Annotated in this window: 15 protein-coding genes; 1 reads left to right on the top strand and 14 read right to left on the bottom strand. The window is 60.8% G+C overall.

The features are described from left to right. Window positions 1–171: 171 nt before the first annotated feature. The 4 genes from ileS to LJY25_RS04715 all read right to left on the bottom strand — a co-directional run bounded on the left by ileS (window position 172) and on the right by LJY25_RS04715 (window position 11,237). Window positions 172–3,645, bottom strand: coding sequence for an isoleucine--tRNA ligase (gene ileS, locus LJY25_RS04730; protein ID WP_227607091.1), 3,474 nt, complete (start codon window positions 3,643–3,645; stop codon window positions 172–174). Between the two features lie 122 nt (window positions 3,646–3,767). Beyond that, window positions 3,768–6,200: an efflux RND transporter permease subunit gene (locus LJY25_RS04725; protein ID WP_227607090.1), complete on the bottom strand. Its 2,433-nt coding sequence runs from the start codon at window positions 6,198–6,200 to the stop codon at window positions 3,768–3,770. 152 nt (window positions 6,201–6,352) lie between these two features. After that, on the bottom strand, window positions 6,353–9,556 hold the full coding sequence (locus tag LJY25_RS04720; RefSeq protein ID WP_227607089.1) for a DUF7948 domain-containing protein: 3,204 nt from the start codon (window positions 9,554–9,556) through the stop codon (window positions 6,353–6,355). Window positions 9,557–9,716: 160 nt separating this feature from the next. Then, window positions 9,717–11,237 (bottom strand): glycine--tRNA ligase, encoded by a 1,521-nt coding sequence (locus LJY25_RS04715; RefSeq protein WP_227607088.1) that lies wholly within the window; start codon window positions 11,235–11,237, stop codon window positions 9,717–9,719. A 210-nt stretch (window positions 11,238–11,447) separates the two neighbouring features. Between LJY25_RS04715 and LJY25_RS04710 the strand changes: the two genes are divergently transcribed. Continuing rightward, window positions 11,448–12,848, top strand: coding sequence for an inorganic phosphate transporter (locus tag LJY25_RS04710; protein ID WP_227607087.1), 1,401 nt, complete (start codon window positions 11,448–11,450; stop codon window positions 12,846–12,848). A 197-nt stretch (window positions 12,849–13,045) separates the two neighbouring features. Here the strand turns inward: LJY25_RS04710 and LJY25_RS04705 are convergent, their stop codons facing one another. The 10 genes from LJY25_RS04705 to LJY25_RS04660 all read right to left on the bottom strand — a co-directional run bounded on the left by LJY25_RS04705 (window position 13,046) and on the right by LJY25_RS04660 (window position 25,261). After that, a complete protein-coding gene (locus LJY25_RS04705) occupies window positions 13,046–13,525 on the bottom strand; it encodes a hypothetical protein (RefSeq protein ID WP_227607086.1) in 480 nt (159 codons plus the stop codon). A gap of 103 nt (window positions 13,526–13,628) precedes the next feature. Then, entirely contained in the window at window positions 13,629–14,120 is a 492-nt protein-coding gene (locus LJY25_RS04700) for a DUF4385 domain-containing protein (RefSeq protein WP_227607085.1), read from the bottom strand. 803 nt (window positions 14,121–14,923) lie between these two features. After that, the gene (locus LJY25_RS04695; protein WP_227607084.1) at window positions 14,924–16,543 is read right to left on the bottom strand and encodes an Ig-like domain-containing domain; all 1,620 of its coding nucleotides are present in this window, start codon (window positions 16,541–16,543) and stop codon (window positions 14,924–14,926) included. Continuing rightward, complete coding sequence (locus tag LJY25_RS04690; RefSeq protein WP_227607083.1) at window positions 16,527–16,841, bottom strand: hypothetical protein; 315 nt, start codon at window positions 16,839–16,841, stop codon at window positions 16,527–16,529. Before LJY25_RS04690 ends, LJY25_RS04695 begins: the two co-directional genes overlap by 17 nt. Before the next feature lie 5 nt (window positions 16,842–16,846). Then, window positions 16,847–17,740 (bottom strand): class I SAM-dependent methyltransferase, encoded by an 894-nt coding sequence (locus LJY25_RS04685; RefSeq protein ID WP_227607082.1) that lies wholly within the window; start codon window positions 17,738–17,740, stop codon window positions 16,847–16,849. A 101-nt stretch (window positions 17,741–17,841) separates the two neighbouring features. Further along, on the bottom strand, window positions 17,842–19,710 hold the full coding sequence (gene mnmG, locus LJY25_RS04680; RefSeq protein WP_227607081.1) for a tRNA uridine-5-carboxymethylaminomethyl(34) synthesis enzyme MnmG: 1,869 nt from the start codon (window positions 19,708–19,710) through the stop codon (window positions 17,842–17,844). 284 nt (window positions 19,711–19,994) lie between these two features. Beyond that, window positions 19,995–20,723, bottom strand: a complete 729-nt coding sequence (locus LJY25_RS04675) for a GNAT family N-acetyltransferase (protein ID WP_227607080.1) — start codon at window positions 20,721–20,723, stop codon at window positions 19,995–19,997. A 134-nt stretch (window positions 20,724–20,857) separates the two neighbouring features. Beyond that, a complete protein-coding gene (gene ybeY, locus LJY25_RS04670; protein ID WP_227607079.1) occupies window positions 20,858–21,337 on the bottom strand; it encodes an rRNA maturation RNase YbeY in 480 nt (159 codons plus the stop codon). Between the two features lie 6 nt (window positions 21,338–21,343). Continuing rightward, window positions 21,344–21,802, bottom strand: coding sequence for an ATP-binding protein (locus LJY25_RS04665; protein WP_227607078.1), 459 nt, complete (start codon window positions 21,800–21,802; stop codon window positions 21,344–21,346). 60 nt (window positions 21,803–21,862) lie between these two features. Beyond that, window positions 21,863–25,261, bottom strand: coding sequence for a DUF4175 family protein (locus LJY25_RS04660; protein WP_227607077.1), 3,399 nt, complete (start codon window positions 25,259–25,261; stop codon window positions 21,863–21,865). Window positions 25,262–25,508: the final 247 nt, after the last annotated feature.

The following is a 25,508-nucleotide window of genomic DNA, read 5'->3' as shown; positions in this document are numbered from 1 at the left end:
ACGCAGAATTTTAGACTTTGTCCGCCTCAGGCTCAACCCGGCTTGGATGCCGTTGGTATATGTTCTGAGGGGTGTTTTGTGCCCTTTTAAGCCGAATCCGGGGCCTTCGGAAACCGTTTGTACGCCGGAGTGCCAACCGGCTCGTTTCCGAAACCGGTTGGCGCTTCAAACTCAGCCGTTTGCAACGTTCAGCTGAACCGGCACGCTGTAGTCATCAAATTCCAATACCGAGCCCCCGCTGATTTCGGGGGCGAAGTCAAGGGCCAGGGCCTGTACCTCGGCACGGATGTAGTCGCCGAAGCTTTGCACGGCGGCTTCCAGCTCGGGCTGCTGGCCCAGGGTCACGCGGATCTTGTCCTGCACTTCCAGGCCGCTGTCCTTGCGCAGGTTCTGCAGGCGGTTTACCAGCTCCCGGGCCACGCCTTCCTGGCGCAGCTCGTCGGTCAGGGTCACGTCGAGAGCTACAGTCAGACCGCCGTCGGTGGCCACGAGCCAGCCGGGCAGGTCGTCGGTGCGGATTTCCACGTCGTCGGGGGCCAGGGTTACCGGCTGCCCCTCGACTTCCACGGCCAGCTGACCGGTCTTTTCGAGGGTGCTGATTTCCTCGGCCGTCATCTGCTGGATGCGGGCACCCACGGCCTTGAGGCGGGCACCGTACTGCTGACCAAGGCGCTTGAAGTTGGGCTTCACCGACTTCACCAGCACGCCGCTGGTATCGTCGAGGAACTCCACGTGCTTCACGTTCACCTCGGCGCAGATCAGGTCTTCGACCTTGCCTACCTGTTCCCGGGTGGTATCGTTGAGCACCGGCACCAGAATGCGCTGCAGGGGTTGGCGCACTTTCAGCACCGACTTTTTCCGCAGGGAGTGGGTCAGCGAGGAGATGCGCTGGGCCAGCTCCATGCGCTCTTCCAGGGCCTGGTCGATCCGAGCCTCATCGGCCTGCACAAGTAGCGTCAGATGGACGGATTCGGGCGCAAACGGCGTGTTGCCGGCCACCGCCTGCTCGCGCAGACCGTCGGTCATGTTCTTGTAGAGCCATTCGGCGAAGAACGGGGCAATGGGCGCCATGAGCTGGGCTACCGTTACCAGGCACTCGTGCAGGGTTTCATAGGCGGCGCGCTTATCGGTGGTCAGCTCGCCCTTCCAGAAGCGGCGGCGCGAGAGGCGCACGTGCCAGTTGGAGAGCTGGTCGGTTACGAAATCCTGGATGGCGCGGGCCGCCTTGGTGGGGTCGTAGGCGTCGTAATGGCCCCGCACCTCGAGGATCAGGGACTGCAGCTTGCTCAGGATCCAGCGGTCCAGCTCGCTCAGCTCGGCGTGGGGCACGCGGTCCGTTTCCGAAGCCTGGAAGCCGTCGAGGTTGGCGTAGAGGGCGTAGAACGAGTAGGTGTTGAACAGCGTGCCGAAGAAGCGGCGCTGCACCTCCGTGATGCCGGCCAGGTCGAACTTGAGGTTGTCCCAGGGCTGGGCGTTGGCAATCATGTACCAGCGCGTGGCGTCGGGACCGTACTGCTCGAGGGTGGCAAACGGGTCCACGGCGTTGCCGAGGCGCTTGCTCATCTTCTGCCCGTCCTTGGCCAGCACGAGGCCGTTGGCCATCACGTTCTTGAAGGCCACGGAGTCTTCCAGCATCACGGCCAGGGCGTGCAGGGTGAAAAACCAGCCCCGGGTCTGGTCCACGCCTTCGGCAATGAAGTCGGCCGGGAAGTTTTTCTGGAACTGCTCCCCGTTTTCGAGCGGGTAGTGCCACTGGGCGTAGGGCATGGCGCCGGAGTCAAACCACACGTCGATGAGGTCCGTCTCGCGGTACATGGGCTGCCCGGAAGGCGACACCAGGAAGATGTCGTCGACGTAGGGCCGGTGCAGGTCGGCTTTAGCTGCTGGTTGTTGGTTGTTGGTTGTTGGATTTTCGTCCGACGAAGGGCTATCCGCCATCAGCCAGGAGCCATCCACCAGCTGGTACGGGTTGTGGGTCATCACCTCGGCGGCCACGGCTTTGTCGATTTCGGCGCTGAGCTGGGCAATGGAGCCGATGCAGATTTCCTCGGATCCGTCCTGGGTGCGCCAGATGGGCAGGGGCGTGCCCCAGTACCGGGAGCGGCTCAGGTTCCAGTCGACGAGGTTGTTCAGCCAGTCGCCGAAGCGGCCGGTGCCGGTGCTTTCGGGCTTCCAGTTGATGGTTTTGTTGAGCTCGATGAGCCGGTCCTTTACCGCGGTGGTCTTGATAAACCAGGAGTCCAGCGGGTAGTAGAGCACGGGCTTGTCGGTGCGCCAGCAGTGCGGGTAGGTGTGCTCGTACTTCTCCACCTTGAAGGCCGTGCCGTCGCCCTTCATGCGGATGGCAATGCTTTCGTCGAGGGTTTTGTAGTCGGCGCCGGACTGGTCGTGGCCGTCGTAGTTTTTCACCCAGCGGCCGCCGAACTCACCCATCTGGGGCACGTAGCGGCCGGTGCGGTCCACGATGGGCGTGGGCTTGCCGTCGGCATCCAGCACGATCAGCGCGGGCACGTCGTTCTGCTGCGCCACCCGGAAGTCGTCGGCGCCGAAGGTGGGGGAAATGTGCACAATGCCGGTGCCGTCCTCGGTGGTCACAAAGTCGCCGGGGATGACGCGGAAAGCCCGCTCCTCCCCTTCGAAGGCCGGGAAGCCCTTGTCGTGGCCGAACAGCCGCTCGTAGCGGATGCCAACCAGATCAGCGCCCTTAAACTGGCGTTCAATGCGCCAGGGCAGCACTTTGTCGCCGGGCTTGAAGTCGTCGAAGGATGCATCCTTGCCTTTTTCGGAGAAGTAGCGGCTTACCAGCGCCTCGGCCAGCACCACCCGGATGGGGGCGTAGGTGTAGGGGTTGAAGGAGCGCACCAGCACGTAGGGAATCTTGGGTCCCACGGCCAGGCCGGTGTTGGCTGGCAGCGTCCAGGGCGTCGTGGTCCAGGCCAGGATAAACGTTTCGGCCTCGTCGGCACCGGAAAAGAGCTGTTCCGACTTCTCGTCGCGCTTCACCTTGAACTGGGCCACGATGGTCGTGTCTTTCACGTCGCGGTAAGTGCCGGGCTGGTTGAGCTCGTGCGACGACAAACCGGTGCCGGCGGCGGGGGAATACGGCTGGATGGTGTAGCCCTTGTAGAGCAGGCCCTTGTCGTAGAGCTTTTTGAGCAGGGCCCAGCAGCTTTCGATGTACTCGGGCTCGAAGGTGATGTAAGGGTCGTCGAGGTCCACCCAGTAGCCCATTTTCTCGGTGAGGTCGTCCCACTGGGTTTTGAAGCGCATGACAGTCTCCCGGCAGCGCTGGTTGTACTCCTCGATGCTGATTTTCTTGCCGATGTCCTCCTTGGTGATGCCCAGCTCTTTCTCCACCTGGAGCTCGATGGGCAGGCCGTGGGTGTCCCAGCCGCCCTTGCGGCTCACCTGCTTGCCCAGCAGGGTCTGGTAGCGGCAGAAGATGTCCTTCACGGTGCGCGCCATCACGTGGTGGATGCCGGGGGCGCCGTTAGCCGAAGGCGGGCCTTCGTAAAACACGAACGTGGGCTGCCCTTCGCGGCTGCTCACGCTCTTCTCAAAGATGCCGTTCTGCTTCCACCACGCCAGGATATCGGTGCCGACCTGGCCGTAGTTGAGCGGCTGCTTGTATTCGGGGTAGTTCATTTTTCTTTAGGTCTTAGGGACTTAGGGCTTAGGACTTAGGACGACTGGCCTTAGGTTCTGATGCCTGGGAGGACTATCCAGAGAGCATGAACACTAAGACCTAAGTTCCTAAGCCCTAAGACCTACTTTACTTCATCCTCGTCTTCCTGATAGAGCTTGTCGTAGTGCTTGAGCAGGGCTTTGTTGGGCTGCTGCTCCTTGTTGCCGGGATGGAAGGTGACGAGCAGGGCAGGCAACAGAATCAGGTTGGAAAAGTTGGTAATGAGCAGGGAAGCTGACATCAGCAGGCCGAGGGCCTTGGTGCCACCAAACTCTGAGAAGGCAAAGATGCTGAAGCCCACGAACAGCACAATGCTGGTGTAGATCATGCTGGTTCCGGCCTCGCGCAGGGTAACGGATATGGCTTCGCGCACCCGCTGCCCGTTGATGGCCAGCTCCTGCCGGAACTTGGCCAGCAGGTGAATCGAGTTGTCGCCGTCGATGCCCAGGGCAATGCAGTAGATCAAAGCGGTGCTGGGCTTGAGCGGGATGCCAAACAAACCCATCAGGCCGCCGGTGAGGATCAGGGTAAAGAAGTTGGGCAACAGCGTGAAGAATACGGCCCGAAAGCTGCGGAACAAAATCAGCACGACCAGCCCGACCAGCCCGAAGGCCCAGAGCAGGCTTTCCTTGAGGGAGTTAATCAGGAACTCGTTGCCCTTGGTGAACAGAATGGTGGTGCCGGTCAGGCGCACCTTCATGTCGGTGCCCCCGAAAATCTGCTTGATCTGGGGATTGATCTGCCGGGAAATAAGCGTGTCCAGGTTGCGGGAGCCGATGTCAGCAATCTTCAGGGAGATGCGCGCCTGCCGGCCGGTGGAGTCGGAAAAGGAACGCAGCAGCTTGGCGACCATCTGGTCCTGCGGGGCTTTGGCCGCCGTGCCGACCGGCTGGGTAGAGTCGGCCGCGGCGGCTTTCTGAGAGCGGGCCAGGTAGCTCAGCACGAAATTGCGCTCGGAGTTGTCGGGCAGGCGGTAGTAGGCCGGGTTGCCGTTGTAGAACGCCTGGGTAGCAGCCTTCAGCGCCGTCACGATGCTCACCGGGGTCGTCAGCACCGGCTGGGTGCGCAGGAAGGCCTCGAACCGGTCGATCCGCTCCAGGTTCTTCTGCTTCAGAATGCCACGCTTCTTGCCCGTGTCAATCACGATTTCCAGGGGCATCACGCCGTTGAAGTGCTGCTCAAAAAACTTCAGGTCCGAGTTTACCGAGCTGTCCTTGGGCAGGTCATCGACCATGTACGACACCGAGTGCACCCGCATAATGCCCAGGGCCGAAATGGCAGCCATGGCCAAAGCCAAAACGTACACCGTGCCCCGGCGCTCCAGGACAAGGTGCTCGAAAAACTCGAGCAGCTTGGTGAGCATGGTGGCGTCGAGGTGCTCAAGCTGCTTGGGCGTGGGGGGCGGCAGGTACGTGAAAACCGCCGGAATCAGGATAAACGAGATGACAAAGGCCAGGAAAATATTGATGGTGGCCACCAGCCCGAACTGGTAGAGAATGGCGATGTTGGTGAAGCAGAACACGAAAAAGCCGATGGCCGTGGTCGTGTTGTTCATCAGCGTGACCAGTCCGATCTTGCGGATGACGCGCGTCATGGCAAGCACCTGATTGCCGGACTTGCGGTAGTCGTAGTGGTAGCGGGACAGCAGGTAGGTGCAGTTGGGAATGCCGATGACGATGAGAATGCTCGGAATCAGGCCCGTGAGCAGGTTGATCTTGTAGCCCAGCAGCACGATGGAGCCCACGCACCAGATAACGGCCACAAACACCACCAGCAGGGGCACGACCACCGCCGACCAGGTCCGGAAGAACATCAGCAGCGTGGCCCCGGTCACCAGCATGGCCAGGATCAGGAAGAACTTCATCTCACTGGCCACCTTGCTGGTCATGGTGGAGCGCACGTAGGGCAGGCCGGCGTAGTGCAGACGGATGCCGGTTTTCTTGCTGAACCGGTCGGCGTGGGCCAGAATCTCATTCATCACGGCCTGGCGGCGCGACGAGTTCAGGTACTGCGGGTCCATGGTCAGGGCCAGCAGCGTGGCGCCCGTGGGACTGATGAGCTGCCCCTTGTAGAACTCCACGGAGTTGACGACCCGCATCAGGCTGTCGAGCTGGCGCTGGGTGGTGGGAAACCGGCGGAAAATGGGCGTGGCCTTGAACCGCTGGGTGGCGGTGTCTTTTTCCAGCATCGGCAGCTTGGTCACCGACAGCACCCCGTTTACGCCTTTCACGCCGGTCAGCGTGTCGGTGAGGGCGCGCAGCTCCCGGAAGTTATTGAGGCGGTAGATGCTGCTGTCCTGCAGGCCCAGCACGAGCACGTTGCCATCCTCGCCGAAGGTCTTCTTGAAGTTCTGGAAGTAGACCATGTCCGGGTCGTCCGGGCTCACGACCTGGGCAAAGTCGTAGGTCATCTCCACATCCTTGGCTTTCCAGGCCATAAAGGCGGTAATAGCGGCCAGGAACAGGATCAGAATCCCACGGTGCTTGATAATGAAAAGCGCAAGTTTACTCCACATGGGCCGCTGTTAAAATTGGGCAAAGTTACGGAAAGACGCACTGGCATTGCGCCGGGCTGTTCTTAACGGCGCTTCTCCCCTTGCCAAGGGGTTACGCCACGAAAAAAGGCTCCGGCGCAGTGCCGGAGCCTTTAAAAGCAAACGAGGCGGCGTTAGCGGGCTACTTCCACCCAGCCCTTCCAGGTTTCCCCGGTTCTGCTGACGAGCTGGTAGTAGTAGATGCCGGGCGGCGTGCCTTCCTTACCCCAGCCTTCGAGGTAGTTTTCCTGGGCGTACACCTGCTTGCCCCAGCGGTTAAACACTTTGATGTCGACCGGCTGGAAGGCCACGAAGGGCTTGAACGTGTCATTCAGCCCGTCATTGTTGGGGGTAATGACGTTGGGCAGCTCAAACTGCCGGATGGTAATGAGCAGCTCCTTGAACTCCAGGCAGCCCACCCCGGCGCTGGCCGTGAGGCGGACCCGGTACTCCCCGGGCCGGGCGTAGGAATGGGTAGGTGCCGCCGCCGTGCTGGTTTCGCCGTCGCCAAAGTTCCACTGGTACGTGGTAGCCCCGAGGGTGGTATTGGTGAAGGTGATGTCCTTGTTGGTAAACTCATTGAGCGTGCTGGCCGACAGCGCCACCTGGGGCTTGGGCACCACGGTCACCACCACGGTGTCGCGGCGGGAGCAGCCGTTCACGGTGGTAGCATCGAGGTAGTAAGTGGTGGTAACGGCCGGAGAGGCCGTCACGATGGGGCCGGAGGTGCCGCTCAGGCCCGTAGCCGGCGACCAGGTGTAGGTGTTGCCGGCCAGGGCATTGAGGGCGGCCAGTTGCACCGAAGTACCCTGGCAAATGCTCTTGTCGGGCCCGGCGGCGGCGGTGGGGAAGCCAAACACGTCAATGGTATCCACGGCCGAAACCGGGGGCTGGCAGCTGTTCACGTCCGACACGGTCAGCCGCACGAAGTAGCGTCCGGGCGTCGCGTACGTCCGCGTCACGGTGCCGGTAGAGGTAGAGGTACCTCCGTCGCCAAACTCCCACTGCACGTTGGTGCCCGTGGCGGCCGGGCGGCGGAAGAATACCGTAAGCGGGGCGCAGCCGGTGCGCAGCCGGCTCCCGGCCGGGGTGTTCGACTGCACAAAGTCCGGAACGAGCTTCAGAATGTCGATCTTGAACGCGGCGTTGTTGTAGCCGCCCCCACTTACTGCCGACCAGGCATTGGGTGTCACGGGCAGACCCGGGCCGCTGATGCACATCGACTGGTAGATGATGCCTTTTTTGTCGAAGCGCGAAGTGCCGCCGTCCACGTGGCTGCCGCCGTTGCCGAAGTAGGTGCCGTACACGAGCCGGCCGGCGTTGGGGGACAGCTGCATGATGTAGTGGTAGCCAAACTGGCCCGACGTACCCGTGGCGCCGGTCTGGATGGCATCGGGCGTGATGGGCATGTTGGCAATGTTGCCCCCGAAGCCCGACAGTAGGATCTGCCCGCAGTTGTCGACCAGAAACGCCGTGGGCGACAGATTCAGGCCCGTACCGGTTGTGCCATTGCCCACCACCGTGGAAAAGAAGGTAGAAGTCAGGGCCCGGTTGATCTTGTGCAGAAACTGGCGGCTGCCCGGATTGGAGTATACGCCGGTCGAAACCGGGTAGCTTCCCAGGGTCTGGCCGTAGGCATACACGTCGCCGCGGCGGTCGAGCTGAACAAAATAGGCCTGGTCGTAGGCGCTGGTACCCAGGTAGGTAGACTGGAACAGGTCGTTGCCGGAAGGCGCAATGCGGGCTACAAAACCGTCGATGCCGCCCCGGGAGGTGGGGTGCAGCCCCCCGCTGGTACCAGGGAAGTTGGTGCTGTTGGTGCCGCCACCCACGAAGGTGGTGCCGGTGCTGTCGACCTGCACGGAGTAGGCCGCGTCTTCGCCCGAGCCCCCGAGGAAGTTGCTCCAGATCAGGCTGCTCATGTTCGGGTTCAGCTTTACCACCACGCCGTCGGTTCCGCCACCCTTGGTCATCTGAAAGCCGTTCTGAGCGGGAAAATTGTTGGATTCAGTAAACGAGGCCAGATAGATGTTGCCCTGCGCGTCGGTGGTGACGTCGCCGCGGTAGTTGTCGTTGTAGTTCTGGTCCAGTGCGCCGTTGAGCTGCCCATCGGCGCCCGAGCCGCCCAGAAACGTGGAAGCCAGCAGCTGGGAGCCGTCGGCGCTGAGCTTGGACACCACGATGTCGCAGGTGCCGGTGTTGTAAGTCCGGTCGAAGGCCGTGGCCGTAGTGGGAAAGTTGGTGGAGGCCGTGGAGCCCAGGATAATAAGGTTGCCGGCCGGGTCAACTACCATGCTGTGCGGATGGTCCCCGCTGCTGCCGCCCACGTACGTGCCGTACTTGCGCGAAAGAATCCGGTTCGTAGCCGCCGGGTCGAACTTCATGATGCCGTAGTCGACGGACCCTTCGTAGTTGAGATTATAGGCGCCGGCGCTGATGGGGAAGCCCACATCGAACACAATACCACCGGCGTAGAGGTTGCCCTGGTCGTCGTAGGTGGCGGTGTAGCCGTAGTTGCTGGCAAACGACCCCGTGAACGTCGAATAAACCAGCACCGGGTCAATTACCAGGGGCTGGGCGTGGTTATAGCCTTTTGGAAAGGCAAAAGAAACGACGTTGCCGGCGCCCAGTACGTAGCGGCAGGGCACGGGTACGCGCCGGCCCTGCACCAGCTGGTAGGCCACCGGGCTTTGCTCGGTTACGGTGCCCACCGAGGTGCGGATCTGCAGGGTGCCCTCGACGATGCGCAGCTGCTGCTGCCCGTCGTAGCGCAGCCGGATGCGACTGGCATCGGCCCCCGCCGCCAGCTCAAAGTCATACTCCAGGTGCTCGTCGCGGGTGTAGAAGCGCAGGCTGGTGCCGGGGTACAGCTGCTCGTAGCGTACTTCCTCGAAGGAGGGCACCTTGCTGGCCCACTTGCTTTTGTCGCTGCCCAGGAAATAGTTGGTGTGCTGGCCGGTTTCGTGGGTGCCGCGAACGGCTGCCTGCTGGTTGGCGCCGACAAACGTGACAGAGTAGGAATGGGCTTTCACCAGATGGTCTTTGCCGTCGGGCCCCTGCTCGTGCAGCTCCTCCACGGCTTTCACGTCGTAGAGGGCCTGCATCAGCCGGCCCTTTTCCATAATGAGGCGGCCGCCGGGCACATCGGTGGCGAAGAGCACGTGCTTGGGCCACTGGTTGCGGTTCACCACAAACTCCATACTGCGGGTTGGCCCGGGACCAACCACTTTTTCGGATGGACTGCTCGCAATGGCCGGGCTGGCCGCCAGCAGCCCGACTACTCCCAACACGGACGACCAGCCGGTAAGCCGCCGCTCAGACAAAGTAAAATGAGGCATAGGGTGGAAATAATAAGGGGTGAAAACAAAAGGTATCAGCTTGTAAATAAGGCTAAACCGGGCTAAACCACCAAAAACAGAATTTCTCCAACCTCGACAGCGGCTGCTGATCGGGATTGGAGAAATCAGATATAGGGGTAAAACCGAGGAAGCTACAGTTCTACAGCTGCTCGAAGATTCGGCCGAAGCTCACCGCTTCGCCGATGTAGGCGCGCAGGTCGGCAATAGGCATGCGGGTCTGTTCCCGGGAGTCGCGGTGGCGCACCGTCACGGTCTGGTCTTCCAGCGTCTGGTAGTCTACGGCAATGCAGAAAGGCGTACCGATCAGGTCCTGACGGGTGTAGCGGGTGCCGATGGAGTCCTTTTCCTCCACCACCAGGCGGAAGTCGTGGCGCAGGGAGTTGAAGATTTCGTTGGCTTTCTCGGGCAGGCCGTCCTTTTTCACCAGCGGAAAGATGGCTGCCTTGATGGGCGCCACGGCCGGGTGCAGGCGCAGCAGCTTGCGGGTTTTGGTTTTCTGCTCCTCCCCTTCGCCCTCAGTAATGGTTTCTTCCTGATACGCCTGGCAGAGCGTAGCCAGGAACAGCCGGTCAGCACCGACGGAGGTTTCCACCACGTAGGGCACGTAATTGCCATAGGGCTTGCCCGTCTCGGGGTTCACGTCGTTGTCGAAGTACTGCTGCTTTTTGCGGCTGTACTGCTGGTGCTGGGTTAGGTCGAAGTCGCCGCGGGAGTGAATGCCCTCGATTTCCTTGAAGCCGAACGGGAATTCATACTCGATGTCGACGGCATCCTTGGCATAGTGGGCCAGCTTTTCGTGGTCGTGGAAGCGGAGCTTGTCGGCCGGCAACCCCAGGGCTTCGTGCCAGCGGCGGCGGGTTTCCTTCCAGGTGGTGTACCATTCGCCCTCGGTGCCGGGGCGCACGAAAAACTGCATCTCCATCTGCTCAAACTCCCGCATCCGGAAAATGAACTGCCGGGCCACAATCTCGTTGCGGAAGGCCTTGCCGATCTGGGCGATGCCGAACGGCACCTTCATCCGGGCCGACTTCTGCACGTTCAGGAAGTTGACGAAGATGCCCTGGGCCGTTTCGGGGCGCAGGTAAATCTCGCTGGAACCTTCGGCTACCGCGCCCATCTGGGTCGAGAACATCAGGTTGAACTGGCGCACGTCGGTCCAGTTGCTGGTTTTGCTGATCGGGCAGAGAATCTTCTCGTCGATGATAAGCTGCTTGACGCCCACCAGATCCTCGGCGGTGAGCAGGCGGCCCATTTCGGCCAGCAGGGTCTCGGCCCGGGCTTTCTCCCCGTTGTTTTCGTACTCGGCGGCCTTTTCTTCCAGCAGCACGTCGGCCCGGTAGCGCTTCTTGCTGTCGAGGTTGTCGATAAGCGGGTCGGAAAAGCCGTCGACGTGGCCGGAAGCCTTCCAGGTGGTGGGGTGCATGAAGATGGCCGCGTCGATGCCGACCACGTTCTGGTTGAGCTGGGTCATGGCCCGCCACCAGAGCTGCTTGAGGTTGTTTTTCAGCTCGACGCCGTTGGGGCCGTAGTCGTACACGGCGGCCAGGCCATCGTAAATCTCGGAGGAGGGAAATACAAAACCATATTCCTTGGCGTGCGACACGATTTCGGCCAGGGTGCCTTCGGCGGTAGCGCTGTTTTTCTGCGGGGCGTTGCTCATGCCGGCAAAAGTAGCACAAAGCACTATAGGCCGGCGGCTCCTTTGGCCGGGAGCAGAACCGGAGTTAACCTGTTCGCGCCGGCTGCGTTAAGCGCAAGCAAAGCCGGGGCAGGCGCTTCAGCCGTAACAATTTCATAATCTTGCCCTGCTTTTGGGTAACTCTACCTTTGGGGTCCCCATCCCTTTCCTATTCTCCTAATTCCCCCTTGTATGTTTGGCTTAGAGCCTCAACTCCTGCTGCTGCTGCTGCTTTGCCTAGTTGCAGCCTGCGCCTTTGAGTTCGTCAACGGCTTCCACGATACGGCCAATGCCGTCGCCACGGTTATCTACACCAACACGCTGCGTCCCTGGGTAGCGGTGGTGTGGTCGGCTTTCTGGAACTTCATCGGGGTGTTCTCGGGCGGTATTGCGGTGGCCATGGGCATCGTGTACCTGCTCCCGGTGGAAAGCCTGGTGGATCAGAACGTGTACCACGGCGTGGCCATGGTCGGGGCCCTGATTCTGGCGGCCATTATCTGGAACGTGGGCACCTGGTACTACGGCATTCCGGCCTCCAGCTCCCACGCCCTCATCGGCTCGATTCTCGGCGTGGGCATTGCCTTTTCCCTGTTGCCGGGCTCTCAGTCGGCCGTGAACTGGGGCAAAGCCGGCGAGACGGGCCTGGCTTTGCTGATCGGTCCGCTGTTCGGCTTCTCGCTCACCATCGTGCTGATGTTTATCCTGCGGCGGTTTGTGCGCAACAAGGCCATCTTCAAGGAGCCGCACAAGCGCAAGCCCCCACCCCTGTGGATTCGCCTGATCCTGATTGCCACCTGTACGCTGGTCAGCTTTTTCCACGGCTCCAACGACGGGCAGAAGGGCGTGGGCCTGATTATGCTGATTCTGATCGGCATCGTGCCCACTTACTTTGCCCTGAACGAAGACCTGAATCCCCTGGACATGCGCGAGTCGCTGACCCGGGTAGAGCAGGTCATGAGTAAAGTCGACCCTACTGAACTAAGCGCCGCCGACCAGCGGAACCTCCTTGAAATCAATGCCCAGACGGCAGCTCTCGACGAGATTTTCGCGGGCAAAACCGATGTAAAGCAACTGCCCCAGCAGGACCGGTTCCGGATTCGCAAAGCCATTCTGCTGCTGAATGGCCGGGCCAAAAAACTGATGGCCAGCAACAAGCTCAGCCTCAGCTCGGCCGACCGCGAGCAGTACGAGAAAAGCATCACCAACATGCGCACCTTTACCGACTATGCTCCCTGGTGGGTGCTGCTGATGGTGTCCACCTCGCTGGGCGTCGGCACTATGATTGGCTGGCAGCGCATCGTAAAAACCATCGGGGAGCGAATTGGCAAGGAGCACCTGACCTACGCCCAGGGCGCCTCCTCGGAGCTGGTAGCAGCCGTGATGATCGGGGCTTCCACGGCCTATGGCCTGCCCAGCTCGACCACCCACGTGTTGTCATCGGCCATTGCCGGCTCGATGGTTGCGAACCGCGGCATCAAGAACCTGAACCCGCAAATGGTGCGCAACATTGCCATGGCCTGGGTGCTCACCCTGCCCGTAACGATGTTCCTGTCCGGGGGGCTGTTCCTGCTGTTCCGGGCGCTGATGGGCTAGCCGTTGAGTTAAGTTAAAATGCAAAAAGCCACCCCGACCTGGGGTGGCTTTTTTCTTGCCCCGGCTACGAGGCTACGGACAATAGGGTTGTGGGAAATAGGAGCTGTTGGAGAATTTATTTAGTGGAAATTCCCCGTTGTTAGCTACTTATCCACTTATCCACAGCTAAAAACGAGTCTTTTGTGGATAAGTAAGGGTTATGCAGGCCATTGTACCTCAAGGTCTTCGGAAATGAACACCCCAAAGTTGATGAACTGCAGTTGATCTTCATCAAAGTAAATGTCAATCATTTCCTTTTCGTAGGACAGCCGAACCTCACCGGTATCCATCTTTTCCATGTCGCTGGTTTCCAGTCCGTGCTGCTTCATCAGGGCCTGAATTTCCTCGACGCTGCGGCCGTGAATAGCCTCGCCAAACAAACGCATGCCGGGGTGGTCGGTTTCGATGCAGCTGAGGCGGTAGTCGTCTTCGCGGTCGAAGTACAGGGAGTAGCCTTCCTCGAGGTAGTTCCAGGCCTGGTGCTCGAACTCGTCATCCTCCTCCGACTCCTCAATTTCTTCGGGTTCTCCCATCAGGGCCCGCACTTCGTCCATGGAAGCGCCAAACTTCAGCGGCCCCATTCCGACGCCGAGAATGATTTCATTTTCTTCCGTGCTGCTAGGTTGTGTAGTGGCCATGGGCTTATGTTTTTCGTGAGCGAATTGAGTGGTTAAAGGTAGGGATTCAGGGAGCAGCCCCGCGAAAAATATCAGGTCAAAGCTCCTTGCAGGGTATTAACGGTCATTTTCCGTATTCGGCTTCAAACGCGGCCCGCTGCTGCACGTAGTCGGGGTGCTGCCGGGCCTGGTCCCACTTTTGCTTGAAGATGGCAGCAGCCGCGGCCTTTTCGGGGTCCTCGGGGCTGCGCGGCAGCTCGGCCCGGCCGTGGGCGCCGCTCTGGCCCCGGAGCTCAACCGGCACCGGACCGTCATATTTCTTGCCGCCCTTGTGGTTGGCATAGCGCCGCGACCGGGTGTAGCCCATCTGCAGAAACTTGCGGGCCATGTCGGCGCCCACAAAGTCGTGAGCCCGGAGGTAGGCCTCGAACAGGCCATAGATGGTGTCGGCTGACTCCCGGGCTACCTCTACGGTGCGAAACCGCCAGTGCGGCAGAATCTCGGACTTGTAAGGCTCCACCAGCAGCACCCCCTGCTCCCCCTTGCCCACCCGGTACAACTCGGGATGGGCGCGAAAGTCGGTCTGCCGGAAATCAAGCTGATAGTCGAAGGGCATGGGCACAGCGCTGAGTTAGCTGCCTATACGCTGGAAAGCCCGGTTTTGGCTAACTGTCGGGCTTATCCACTCCGCCTGCTGTGGATATGTGGATAAGAATGCCCGGAAGGCCTTTCGTTTCGCGTGCCGGAAGCCCGCGCCTGATTTGAGCCGGCCGGCCTTTTTTCATTTCTCCCGGGCCACCTCTTTTTTTTTCGGCCGGCCGTTTTTCCACAGGGTTAATAACTTTTGAAAAGATTTAATTTAAAATTCTCTTTTAATCCCCCGTCGTTAGGGCTGTGTACAAGTGGACAATCGAAAAGAGTTATTAACAGGGCTGAAAACTTGTGTACAAGTGGGGGCTTATGCACCGGCTATCCACAGGGTGTGTTGAAAATAAAACACTGTATTTCAAAGCGTTATTCACGTAATTCACAATCCACAGGCTTATCCACGAATCCACAATTCACAGCCTGAGGCCGGTGTGGATTAGGGGCAAAACCGGGGAGAGTTGTCCACGGCTATCCACACCGGGGTGGACAAGAAAAGGGGCTGTGCTGGCCGGTTGCCGGGCAAGAAAACTTATCCGCTTTTTTTCCACGGGTTATCCCCACGTTACGCCAGCGTTATCCACAGATTCCGTCGGCTGCCGGCAGGGCGTGGAAAACTTCGTGGATAGCGCTGGCAAAAGCCCTTTCCGGGCTTCCAGAAGCCATACGTAATGTGGATAGCCTAGCAGCGCCCCCGCAGCCGGGTTAAAACAAGGGACCCGGTCAGGTTGCCCGCAAGCAGGCACCCCGACCGGGCCGAATCAGAAAACAAGGCTAGAAGCTGAGCTTAATGTCTTCAATTTCCCAGTTGGCCCGCACCTGCCGGGACTCCGGGAACACGACTACGGGCTCAGTCGGAACCAGCAGCTGGGGGTCAGGGCCGCGCCAGGAGCCGTTGGCATCCGTGTCAATCAAAACCCGGAACCGGTAGGACGCCGGGCTAAGGTTGTCGAACCGGAAGGTGCCTTTGGGGCTGTCGAGGCTGGCCACCACCTGGTAGGTGGCGTCGAGTAGCTGGAGCTGGAACTTCGGATAGCGCGTCTGGATGGTGCCCGCCAACGAGCCGGTAGCCGACTCCTCGCTGACCCGGGCCCGGAACGGTGGCAAACTCAGCCGCTCTCCGGTGACGCTGGTCAGGGCCGTACTATCGAGCTGGATGGCGAAGCTCTTTTTGGCTTTGGTATTCAGGTTAACCACTAGCACCGTGCGGTCGGAGCTCAGCTGGGCATCTTTCGGAACGGTAAGGGCCCGGCGGGTAACGGAGTCTTCGACGAGCGTACCGAAAGGCTTATTGGCCGCCAGCAGGATGGGCACCGGAAACTGGAAGCGCACCGGGGCCTGGCGGTACACCTGTCGGGGGCTGCCTTCCACGGTGTAAACTGCGCGCCGCTTCGGGGCCGTACCCTGAAACCGGACGTTTACCGTATCCCTACTCACGTTGCCGGCGCTGTCGGTAGTAGCCAGCAGGAACCGACCTTCACCCAGTGCCGGCGTCCGGAACAAAGCCACAGTCCGGCCTTTATCCGTGAGCTGCAGGGCATTGGCGAGGTTGCTTCCGCCGGTCGGAGCACCCAACGCGGACACGGTGGCCTGTTGCAGGCCTTCCTGAAACGCGACCCGAAACTGGGTGGGACCGGGCTGCTGACTGCTGATCAGCGGGCGGCGGGCATCAGGCCGTACCAATACGAGGCGCAGGCTGTCCTGCCGGGGACCGACGGCCAGCAGCTGGGGCAGGTAGGCTATTTTTTCGCCCTCGTCATAGCGGCCACTGCTGTTCTTATCGGCCAGCGCGTAAATGCGGTAGCGGCCGTTGCGCAGGTTCTGAAGCTGGAACCCCCCTTCCTTATCGGTCCGGGCCAGGTAGTAGGGCCGCCCCCGCCGTACGTTGAGCGTGTCGGCTTCGGGGTACAGCATCACCGAAGCCTGGTCAGCGGGCTGCCCGGAAAACAGGTCCACCACCGTACCGCGTACCGCAGCGGAGTCGAGCACGGGGCCGGTGCTAAAGGTGAGCTGCACGTTTTTGGCCAGGTTGCTTTCGGTGATATCGGCAATGGCATCCCGGAAGTTGAACGAGTAGGTGGTGTTCGGGTCGAGGGGCTTGTCGTAAATCAGCGTTATGGCGTTGCGCTCCTCCCGCACCTTGTACTTATTCTCCTCCGGAATCTGAGGGGCCACAATCAGGTTTTTGCTCAGGTCTTTGAGCTGCACCGGTTCCGAGAACACCAGCCGGATGCTTTGCTGCCGCACGTTCACGGCGGCGCTGTCGGGCGAGGTAGACACCAGCCGGGGCGCCGTTTTATCTTCCGGGCCGCCGAGCGGAGAGCTGATGGCCGCACAGCCCGCTGCCAGGCCGCCCACGGACAAAAGAAACAACAGGTTAGCGCGAACGAACATTATAGAGCAGCAGGGTAGTAAGGGTAAGCAGCGCAATGGCCCCCACGATGCGAATAGCCGACTTGCGGGTCGGCTTCTCGTCTTCGTCGGGCGTCAGGCCGGCGGCCGGCTGAGCTTGAACAGAGTCAGGCCGAACCACGGGGCGGGGCTTGGTCGTATCGGGCAAAACGCCCCGCAGCGCAACGGGCCTCAGCTGCCGCGTTTCAACTCCCAACCCCGATTCCGGGCCACTGATCTGCCTTCCCGCAAGCGGGCGGGCCAGCAGCAAAGCACAGGGCAGCAGGAGCAGGCAGCGCACGACGGTCAGCGTTTGGTGGCAACGTAGATCAGGCTCGAATATTGGTTTTCGTGCTGGGCCGCGTAGCGGTTGGAGTGGTAGCCGGCCTTGAGCACCGTTAGCAGTCCCCCTCCCCTTTCGGCCCGGTGCTTCTCGCTAAGCATGCTCACGTAGTAGGCATCCAGCGGCATGGGCAGCTGCGCCCGCACCGCAAGCTTATGCTTTTTAAGCAGCAGCGTCATGGTTTTGGGGCTGAAGTGGTAGAGGTGGCGGGGCACGTCGTAGGCGGCCCAGTCCTGGCGGTAGTGCTGGGCGTCGAGGCTTTCCACGTTGGGCACCGCAATGATGAGCACGCCGTCGGGCTTGAGCAGGGCAATCAGCTCCCGCAGGGTTTCATTGAGCGTGTGCACGTGTTCGAGCACGTGCCACAGGGTAACGGCGTCAAAGGTGCCTTTCTCGAATTTCGCCAAGCTGTCGTTGCCGATGGGCTGCCCCACACGGCGGGTAGCTTCGGTGCTGGCCCGGGCGCTGGGCTCCACGCCGGCCACGTGCCAGCCGTTGCTTTTGCTGGCCGCCAGAAAGTGCCCCGTCCCGCAGCCGTAGTCGAGCACCCGGCCTTTGCGCGGGGCCAGCTTGTTAAGCAGGGCCACCTTGCGCCGCATCGTGAAAAACCGCGCTACCCGGTAGGCCTGGTTGATAACGCCGCCCGCCCCGCTGTTGTGCGACACATACTCCTCCGACTCGTAGTAGCGGCCGATGTCGGCTACGCCGGGGCGGGGATTGGTGAACTGAAACGAGCAGGCCACGCACTGGGCAATGGCAAAGCTTTCCTTGCTCACCGACTTATCCTCTACTACCAGCTTGTTGCGAAACTCGCTTTTCCCGCATACCGGGCAGGCATCTAAACGTTCGTAGGACACTCTTCTTTTTTGAATTAAGAATTAAGAATTAAGAATTGCCACTGGTGAAACGCCGCTTTTGCTATCGTCCATCAATTCTTAATTCCTAATTCCTAATTGAATTACCGGCCAAGATACACCATCAGCACCGACACGTCAGCAGGACTCACCCCACTGATGCGGCTGGCCTGGCCGAGCGTTTCGGGCTGCACCTTGAGCAGCTTCTCGCGGGCCTCGTGCGAGAGGGCCGGCATGGCCGTATAGTCGAGGCGGCCCTGAATCACGAAGTTTTCCAGCTCGCCCACCCGGGCTGCCTGCTGGTGCTCCTTCACGATGTAGCTCTCATACTTAAGCAGGATGATGGCCTGCTCCAGGCTGTCGGGCGAAAAACCAGCCAACGCGCCAGCCAAAGCCGGCAGGGCGCCGGTCAGGTTTTCCAGCTCCACGTTGGGGCGGCGCAGCAGGTTTACCGCCCGGGTCCGCTCGTGAATGGTGGCCGAGCCCAGCGTGGTCAGCAGGTCGTTGATGTCGGCCGGCTCAATGGCAAAGTCCTTCAGCAGCTTGGTAGCGGCCTCGGTTTCGCGCAGCTTCTGCTCAACGCGCGCCAGCCGCTCGTCGGATGCCAGGCCCAGCTCGTGGCCCAGGCGCGTGAGGCGCAGGTCGGCGTTGTCCTGGCGCAGCAGGATGCGGTGCTCGGCCCGGCTCGTGAACATGCGGTAGGGCTCGTCGGTGCCTTTGTTGACGAGGTCGTCGATGAGCACGCCGATGTAGGCCTCGCTGCGCTTAAGCACGAAGGGTGCCTTGCCGTGGACCTTGTTGTGGGCGTTGATGCCCGCCATCAGCCCCTGGCAGGCGGCTTCCTCGTAGCCCGTGGTGCCGTTGATCTGGCCCGCGAAGTAGAGGTTTTTGATTTGCTTGGTTTCGAGCGTGAGCTGGAGCTGGGTGGGCGGGAAGAAGTCGTACTCGATGGCGTAGCCGGGTCGGAACATCTTGGCCTTCTCGAAACCGGCAATCTTGCGCAGGGCGTTGTACTGCACATCCTCAGGCAGCGAAGAGCTGAAGCCGTTGATGTAGCACTCCACGGTGCTGCGGCCCTCGGGCTCCACGAAGATCTGGTGGCGGTCCTTGTCGGCGAAGCGGTTGATTTTGTCTTCCACGCTCGGGCAGTAGCGCGGTCCCAGGCCCTGAATCCGGCCCTGAAACATCGGCGACTTCTCGAACCCGGTGCGCAGGATGTCGTGCACCTCGGCGTTGGTGTAGGTGATGTAGCAAGGGCGCTGCTCGACCAGCCGGGGCGTGTCGAGGTAGCTGAACTTGCCGGGCACCTCGTCGCCGGGCTGCTCCTCCATCTTGGAGTAGTCCAGGGAGCGGCCGTCCACCCGGGGCGGGGTACCGGTTTTCATGCGGCCGGACTCGAAGCCCAGCTCCTTGAGCTGCTCGGTGATGCCGGTGCTGCCTTTCTCGGCGGCGCGGCCCCCGCCAAAGTTCTTCTCGCCGATGTGAATCAGGCCGTTCAGGAAGGTGCCGTTGGTCAGCACCACCGACTTGCCCCGGAACTCGATACCCAGTTGGGTTTTAACGCCCACCACGGTTTCATTTTCCACCACCAGCCCGGTTACGGCCTCCTGCCAGAAGTCGACGTTAGGCGTCTGCTCCAGCACCGTGCGCCACTCCTCGGCAAAGCGCATCCGGTCTGATTGCGCGCGCGGGCTCCACATGGCGGGGCCCTTCGAGCGGTTCAGCATCCGGAACTGAATCATGGTTTTGTCGGTCACGATGCCGCTTTGTCCGCCCAGGGCATCCACTTCGCGCAGGATCTGTCCCTTGGCCACCCCGCCCATGGCCGGGTTGCAGGACATCTGCGCGATGGTGTTCATGTTCATCGTCACGAGCAGGACCCTGGAGCCGAGGTTGGCAGCCGCGGCGGCAGCTTCACAACCAGCGTGGCCCGCTCCTACTACAATGACGTCATATTCTTCTTGCTGAAACATAAAGCGCGAGGTTACGCGAGGTTAAAACAGGTTGCGCAACGTTTTCAGCCGGCTGCTTTACCAGGTAAAAATGAAGCACTGCAGGGGTTCTACAAAAAGCAGCGAATAAGCGTTTCGTTAGCCGCGAAACCTCGTTTAACCCTGCGAACCTCTGCGTTAAAAAACCCGCTCCCGTTTCCTGGGAAACAAGCCGCGGGTTTTGGAACGTAAGCCAAGCGAAAACGCAATTCGCTCAGAACGTGCGCAAAGATAAGCAGTAATCCGCTTTTTCCGGGGCAACTGGCTTACCCTACGTCAGCGTCATCGAGCCCCTGCTCCTGCCAGTCGGCCAGCAGCTCCGCCGCCTGCCGGGCTACTTCCGGCCAGGAGAAGGGCAGCCACTGCCCGCTCAGGCAGTCGAAAACCTGCGTAGCGGCCAGGCAGGGAAACAGCTTGTAGTCGAACTTGGGATAGTCGTGCACCACGTAGCCGGGGTAGTAGTACAGCAGGTTGTGCCGGCGGGCATGCTCGATTTTCAACAGCATCAGGTACTTGCCCAGGCTGTGTCGGCGGTAGTCGGGGTGGTAGAAGTTCATGATGCCGGCCAGGCTGGAGGCTCCGCTGTCGAAGATGCCGGCCGCAATCAGCCGGCCCTCGTCGCGCACCTCCACCACGCCCGTAGGAAACACATTGTGAGCTGAGCCATTGAGCAGAAACGACTCCACGGTGGGCGGGGCATCGAACGTGATGCTGTTCAGGTAGGCGGCGTACAGCTCTTCCAGCTCCTGCGTGAGCCGGAAGGGCCGCAGCGTAACGGAAAACCGCTCATTCAGCCGCAGCAGGCGGCGCTGCTCAGGGCCGTACTGCACCAGCGGCAGCACTAGGCGCAGCCAGTGCACGGTATACAGCTCGCCTTCGATGGGCAGGAAGCGGCAGGTAAACAGGTCCTGGTGCATCCGGTAATACCCCTGGCTCAGGTAGTAATCCAGCGCCGGGCCGGGAATAATCAGGTTTTCAGATAAAGTAGCGGACATACGGCAAAGCGAGCAATCAGAACACCGGCAGTTAAGCCGGCCGGCCCCGGAAGGTGGTATCGTGAACAAACAAAAAACGCCCGCAGTTGTGCGGGCGTTCCTCTGAAATCAATCCTGATACGTGCGGACGGCGGCTAGAACGTGCGCAGGGAAAGGCAGTAGTCCTCCTTTTTGCGCATGGCCGTCTGGCTGAGCAGGTCTTTGTCGGCGTAGCCCAGCAGGTGCAGCACCCCGTGAATCATGACGCGGTGCAGCTCGTCGCGGAAGGCGACGCCCAGCTGCTGGGCGTTTTCGCGCACCCGCTCCACGCTGATGAACACGTCGCCCTCAATGATGTCCGCGTCGTCGGCGTTGTCGAAGGTGATAACGTCGGTGTACGTGTCGTGGTCGAGGTACTCGACGTTGATGCGGTGCAGGTACTCGTCGGAGCAGAAGATGTAGGTAAGCTGCACGATTTCATGCTCGTGCACCTTGGCAATCCGCTCAATCCAGCTGGTCAGGTACTCAGCGTCGGTCAGCTCGAAGTCGACGTCCTCCACCAAAAACTCGATGCCGTGGACTTCGTCCGGCCCCTCCTGCTGTTCGTCGTTTATCTCGTCGGCTCCGGCGGACATAGCTGCTTAGGCTTCGAGGGTTTGGTCGGACGTGGCCGAAGCCGTATCGGCGCTGGTACCCTCGGGGTGGAGGTGGAACGTGAGCTGCACGTTGCGGCCTTCCTTGGTGAACTCCACCTCGTCGGCGAGGTGGCGGATCAGGAAGATGCCGCGGCCACCGGGGTTTTCCAGGTTTTCGGGTGCGGTGGGGTCGAGCAGGTCGGTGTAGTCGAAGCCCTGGCCCTCGTCCTCCACCTCAAAGCGAATCCGGTCTTTCTCCACGTAGAGCGACAGGTACACGTTTTTGTCCTTGTCGAACTTGTTGCCGTGGCGAACAGCGTTGTTCACGGCCTCAGTGACGGCGACCATGATGTTGCCGTAGATGTCGTCTTCGATCTGAAACGTATCCTTCGAGTTGTCAATAAAACTCTCCACCACGCGGATGTTTTCGACGAGCGAAGGAATCTGAATTTTGACTTGCTTCATAAATACGGGGGGCGGAAAGGAGCTGAAAAGCGGCGGCAGGGCAGCGAAAGTAGTGGAACGCTATTTTATTTTCTGAAAATATTCACTCACCTCACGCCGGTAGTACGGCGTGAGGGCCGGCGGTACAGTACGGAGCAACTCGGTTTGCCGTTCTTTTTGTCGTTTGTACTTGTCGAACGCGGGCGGAAAAACCGGGGGAAGGTTCTGACCCGTCTGCGCTTCCCGCTTGTCGTCGAGGTCCCGCTCCCGGGCCGATTTCTCGGCTTCCAGCAAGCGGGTCAGGATTTGGCGCTGGCGCATAACAGTCTGCTCCGTTAGCCGCTTGTTTACGAGGTCGGTTTCGGTTTGTTCCATCATTTTTTTGATGTCGCCGGTACCGCCACCGCCCTGCTCGCCCTTGCCGTCTTTGCCGCCGGGCTTGCCCTGCTGCATCTTTTCCAGCTCCCGGAGGGCATCGCGCAGCATTTGCTGCTGAGCCGCCAGTTTGGCTAATTCCTGGGACAATTCCTTGCCCTGCTTGCCGCTCTGCTGCAGCTGCTGGATCTGCTGATTAAGCTGCTGCTGCATCTTGCCGAGCTGCCCTTCGCCCGGGGAGCTGCCTTTCTTTTTCTTTTTGCCGCCGGGCTTGCCCTGCCCGCTCTGGCTTTGCTGGCTCTGGCGCTGCTGCTCCTGCATCTGCTGCAGCGCGTCGTTGAGCATCAGGGCCAGGTTGTTCATGCTGGTCATGGCCAGCTGCTGGCTGCCGGTAGCCCGGGCCACGTTGCGCTGCTGAATCTGGGTCATCGACTCGTCCATCCGGCCGTTCATCTCCCCTACTTCCCGGGTCACGAACGACTGAATCTGCTCCACGCGCTTGGCCAGGGCGTAGAGCGAGTCCTGAATGATGGCCGCGTCGTCTTTGAGCTTGCGCTGGTTCTGGCCCAGCTGCACGAAGCGCGGGTCCGACTGGTCGACCTGCCGGAACTGCTTCATCAGGTTTTCCTGGTCAAAGCTCAGCTTGAGCAGGTTTTCGAGGATGTCGCGCAGGTCGTCGATGTTTTCCTGCTGCTGGTCCGACTCTTCCTGTTCCTGCTGCTCCTTCATCTTCTGGGCCATCTTCTTCATGCCCTGGGCAGCCTGCTTCTGGCTCTGGCTGGCTTTCTTGTTCTGGTTTTTGCCGAGCTGCTCCTGGCTGTCCTGTTGGTCCTGGTCGACCTGCTCCTGATCTTCTTTCATCTCATCGGCGCCGTTTTCGTTGCCGAGCTTTTCGTCCATCTTCTTAAGGTCATTCAGGTCCTTCTTGAGCTCCTCAAAGGCCTTCTGCTTTTCGGCCTGCTGCTGCTTGAGCTTTTCGTTGGCGGCTTTCTGCTGCTCGGGGCTAAGCTTGTTGTCGGCGTTGTTCTTGTCGTTTTTCTCGGTTTCCTCGGCCAGCTTTTCCTGCTCCTGCGCCAGCTGCTCGAGGTTCTTGGTGGTTTCCTCCTGCTTTTGCTCGAACTGCAGCTGCTTAAACATCTCCAGGGCCCGCTCCAGCTCTTTCTGGAGGGTATTTTCCTTGTTTTCAAGCTTCTGCAGCAGCTTCTGCATGTCGGCGTCGGGAGCCTTCTGCTGCTCGAGCAGCTTCTGGAGCTGGTCGTAAAGCTTTTTGGTTTCGGGGTCGAGCAAAGAGTCCATCAGCTTCTGGAGCTCCTTGGCCTTCTCGGCCAGCTCCTGGCTTTTGGGGTCGAGCTGGTCCTGCTTCTGGTTGAGCTCCTCGAACAGCTTCTTCATGTCGGCCACCTGCTCGTCGAGCTGCTTGCGCTCGGCCAGCATGTCCTGCAGCTGCTTGCGGTCCTGGAAGTTCAGCTCCCGCTTGGTTTTCAGCTTGTCTTCGGCCTTGGCCATCTCCCGCTCCAGCTTCTGCGACTGTTGCGAGGCCCGGGTCAGCTGGTTCTGCACGCTCTCGGCCTGGTCGCTGAGCTGCTTGCGGAGCTCGGTGCGGCTGGGCAGCTTGAACTCGGCGGGGCGGGTGCGGGCGCTCTTGGGGCCGTGCACGCCGTCGTTATCCCACACCTGCACGAAGTACTCGAGTCGGTCGCCGGGCTTCATGTTCAGGCTTTTCAGATCCCACTGGTAGGCGTACGCCTGGGCCACGCCGCCCTGCAGCGGCAGGCTGCGCACCTGGTAGCCGGCATTGGGCTTCGCAGCCGAGGTCACGCGGTAGTGGAGCTGCAGGCGGGTCAGGCCATAGTCGTCGCGCACGTTGCCGCCCAGCGCCAGGTAGCGCAGCGAAGTCGTGTCGGGAAAGCTTTCCACCGTCACCTCCGGCACCTGGTCGGGAATCACGGTGAGCTGGTACTGAATCGGGTCGCGATTCAGGCTGGCGGCGTTCTGCAGGCGTACGGCGTAGGGCTGGCTGCGCAGCACCCGGCGGGTAGCCCGGAACTCGTTGGTGCCCGGCTCGGCCGTCACGGTTTCGCTGGGGCCCTCAAACAACAGCTGAAGCTGGTCGGTGGCGGTGGTGGCGAAAAGCCAGCTGACGGTGCTACCCTCGGGCACAGTGAGGTTGCCGGTGTTGCGGATGGTTTCGGCCGCCTTGCCCAGGTACGCCGGGTAGGTTACCTGCACCGAGAAGTCGCGCAGGTCGGGGCGGGCTACTACGTCGAGCTGGTAATCGGCGGAGGTATAGCCGGCGCCGCTGAGCTGGAACTCGGTGTCTTGCTGCAGCTGCCGAAACTCGTAGGTGTAGCGGTTGCCCTGGGCTTTGGTGAGGCGCCGCTCCCGGCCCCCGTACCGGATGCTGACCTCAGCAGGCAGGGCGTCGCCTTCCACGGCCACTTCCAGCTTGAAGTCCTCATTCTGAAAGGCCTTGAGGCTTTTATTCTGAATGACAAAGGTGAACGGAGCTGGCGGGGCGTACGTCTGGCGGTAGTTGAGAATCCGCTTGGTGCCCTGTACGAACAGCGCGGGGTAAAACAGCAGCAGCGCCAGCATCACGGCGGCGGGCACGGCCATGTACTTCCACAGCGGGCGGCTTTGCTTGCGGATGTGGATGGAGCTGGCAAACTCCAGCCCGGTAAGCTGGCTGGCCCGCTGCTCCAAAGAAGCAGCAATCAGGGCGTTTTCCCGCGCCTGACCCTGGAGCTGCAGGGCGTTGAGGAGCTTGTCCTGCACCTGCGGAAACAGCTCCCCTACCCGCTGGGCGGCCTGCTCGTCGGACAAGAGCCGGCGCAGGTTGGTCAAAGCCGCCAGGGGCTGCCAGATCCAGCGCATAAAGGCATAGGCCGCCAAACCCAGGAAGCCGAACAGCAGCCCGCCCCGCACCCAGGTGGGCAGGTACAGGAAGTACTCCAGCAAGTTGAAAACGACGAAAAGCGTGAGCAGCAGTCCGCCCGCCACCAGCGCACCGCGCACCAGCAGGTTCAGGTAAAACTTACGCTTAAAGGCTTCCAGCTGGCCCAGCACCTGGCGCAGCGCCGGAAACTGAGTATTTGTTATTGACACGGGTTGTTGCTCCACCATAAATAGCCTCCGTCGGCCGGGAAAGATACGGATTAACTGGGCGCCCGGGTTGACCTGCGCTGCCTGGTAAGAGGACAACCGGAACAGGGCAAAACGTTCAGTGCCCCACCCCGGTAGCCGCTGCAAGCGGCCGGCTTTGTTAACGACAAATCAACCCGATTGGTCTGCCCCCGGACGGTTGTCGTGAATACCGAGAAGAGCCGCCTTGTTTGACAAATCAACCTATTGC

This window comes from Hymenobacter translucens (assembly GCF_020685205.1).
Lineage (GTDB): Bacteria > Bacteroidota > Bacteroidia > Cytophagales > Hymenobacteraceae > Hymenobacter > Hymenobacter translucens.
Note: the sequence above shows the minus strand (reverse complement) of the source record. Positions and strands in the feature narration are given on the sequence as shown.

Excerpts from the sequence above, each read along its gene's own strand:
- ileS (WP_227607091.1), bottom strand. The coding sequence starts at position 3,645 with ATGAACTACCCCGAATACAAGCAGCCGCTCAACTACGGCCAGGTCGGC.
- LJY25_RS04725 (WP_227607090.1), bottom strand. The coding sequence starts at position 6,200 with ATGTGGAGTAAACTTGCGCTTTTCATTATCAAGCACCGTGGGATTCTG.
- LJY25_RS04720 (WP_227607089.1), bottom strand. The coding sequence starts at position 9,556 with ATGCCTCATTTTACTTTGTCTGAGCGGCGGCTTACCGGCTGGTCGTCC.
- LJY25_RS04715 (WP_227607088.1), bottom strand. The coding sequence starts at position 11,237 with ATGAGCAACGCCCCGCAGAAAAACAGCGCTACCGCCGAAGGCACCCTG.
- LJY25_RS04710 (WP_227607087.1), top strand. The coding sequence starts at position 11,448 with ATGTTTGGCTTAGAGCCTCAACTCCTGCTGCTGCTGCTGCTTTGCCTA.
- LJY25_RS04705 (WP_227607086.1), bottom strand. The coding sequence starts at position 13,525 with ATGGCCACTACACAACCTAGCAGCACGGAAGAAAATGAAATCATTCTC.
- LJY25_RS04700 (WP_227607085.1), bottom strand. The coding sequence starts at position 14,120 with ATGCCCTTCGACTATCAGCTTGATTTCCGGCAGACCGACTTTCGCGCC.
- LJY25_RS04695 (WP_227607084.1), bottom strand. The coding sequence starts at position 16,543 with ATGTTCGTTCGCGCTAACCTGTTGTTTCTTTTGTCCGTGGGCGGCCTG.
- mnmG (WP_227607081.1), bottom strand. The coding sequence starts at position 19,710 with ATGTTTCAGCAAGAAGAATATGACGTCATTGTAGTAGGAGCGGGCCAC.
- LJY25_RS04675 (WP_227607080.1), bottom strand. The coding sequence starts at position 20,723 with ATGTCCGCTACTTTATCTGAAAACCTGATTATTCCCGGCCCGGCGCTG.
- ybeY (WP_227607079.1), bottom strand. The coding sequence starts at position 21,337 with ATGTCCGCCGGAGCCGACGAGATAAACGACGAACAGCAGGAGGGGCCG.
- LJY25_RS04665 (WP_227607078.1), bottom strand. The coding sequence starts at position 21,802 with ATGAAGCAAGTCAAAATTCAGATTCCTTCGCTCGTCGAAAACATCCGC.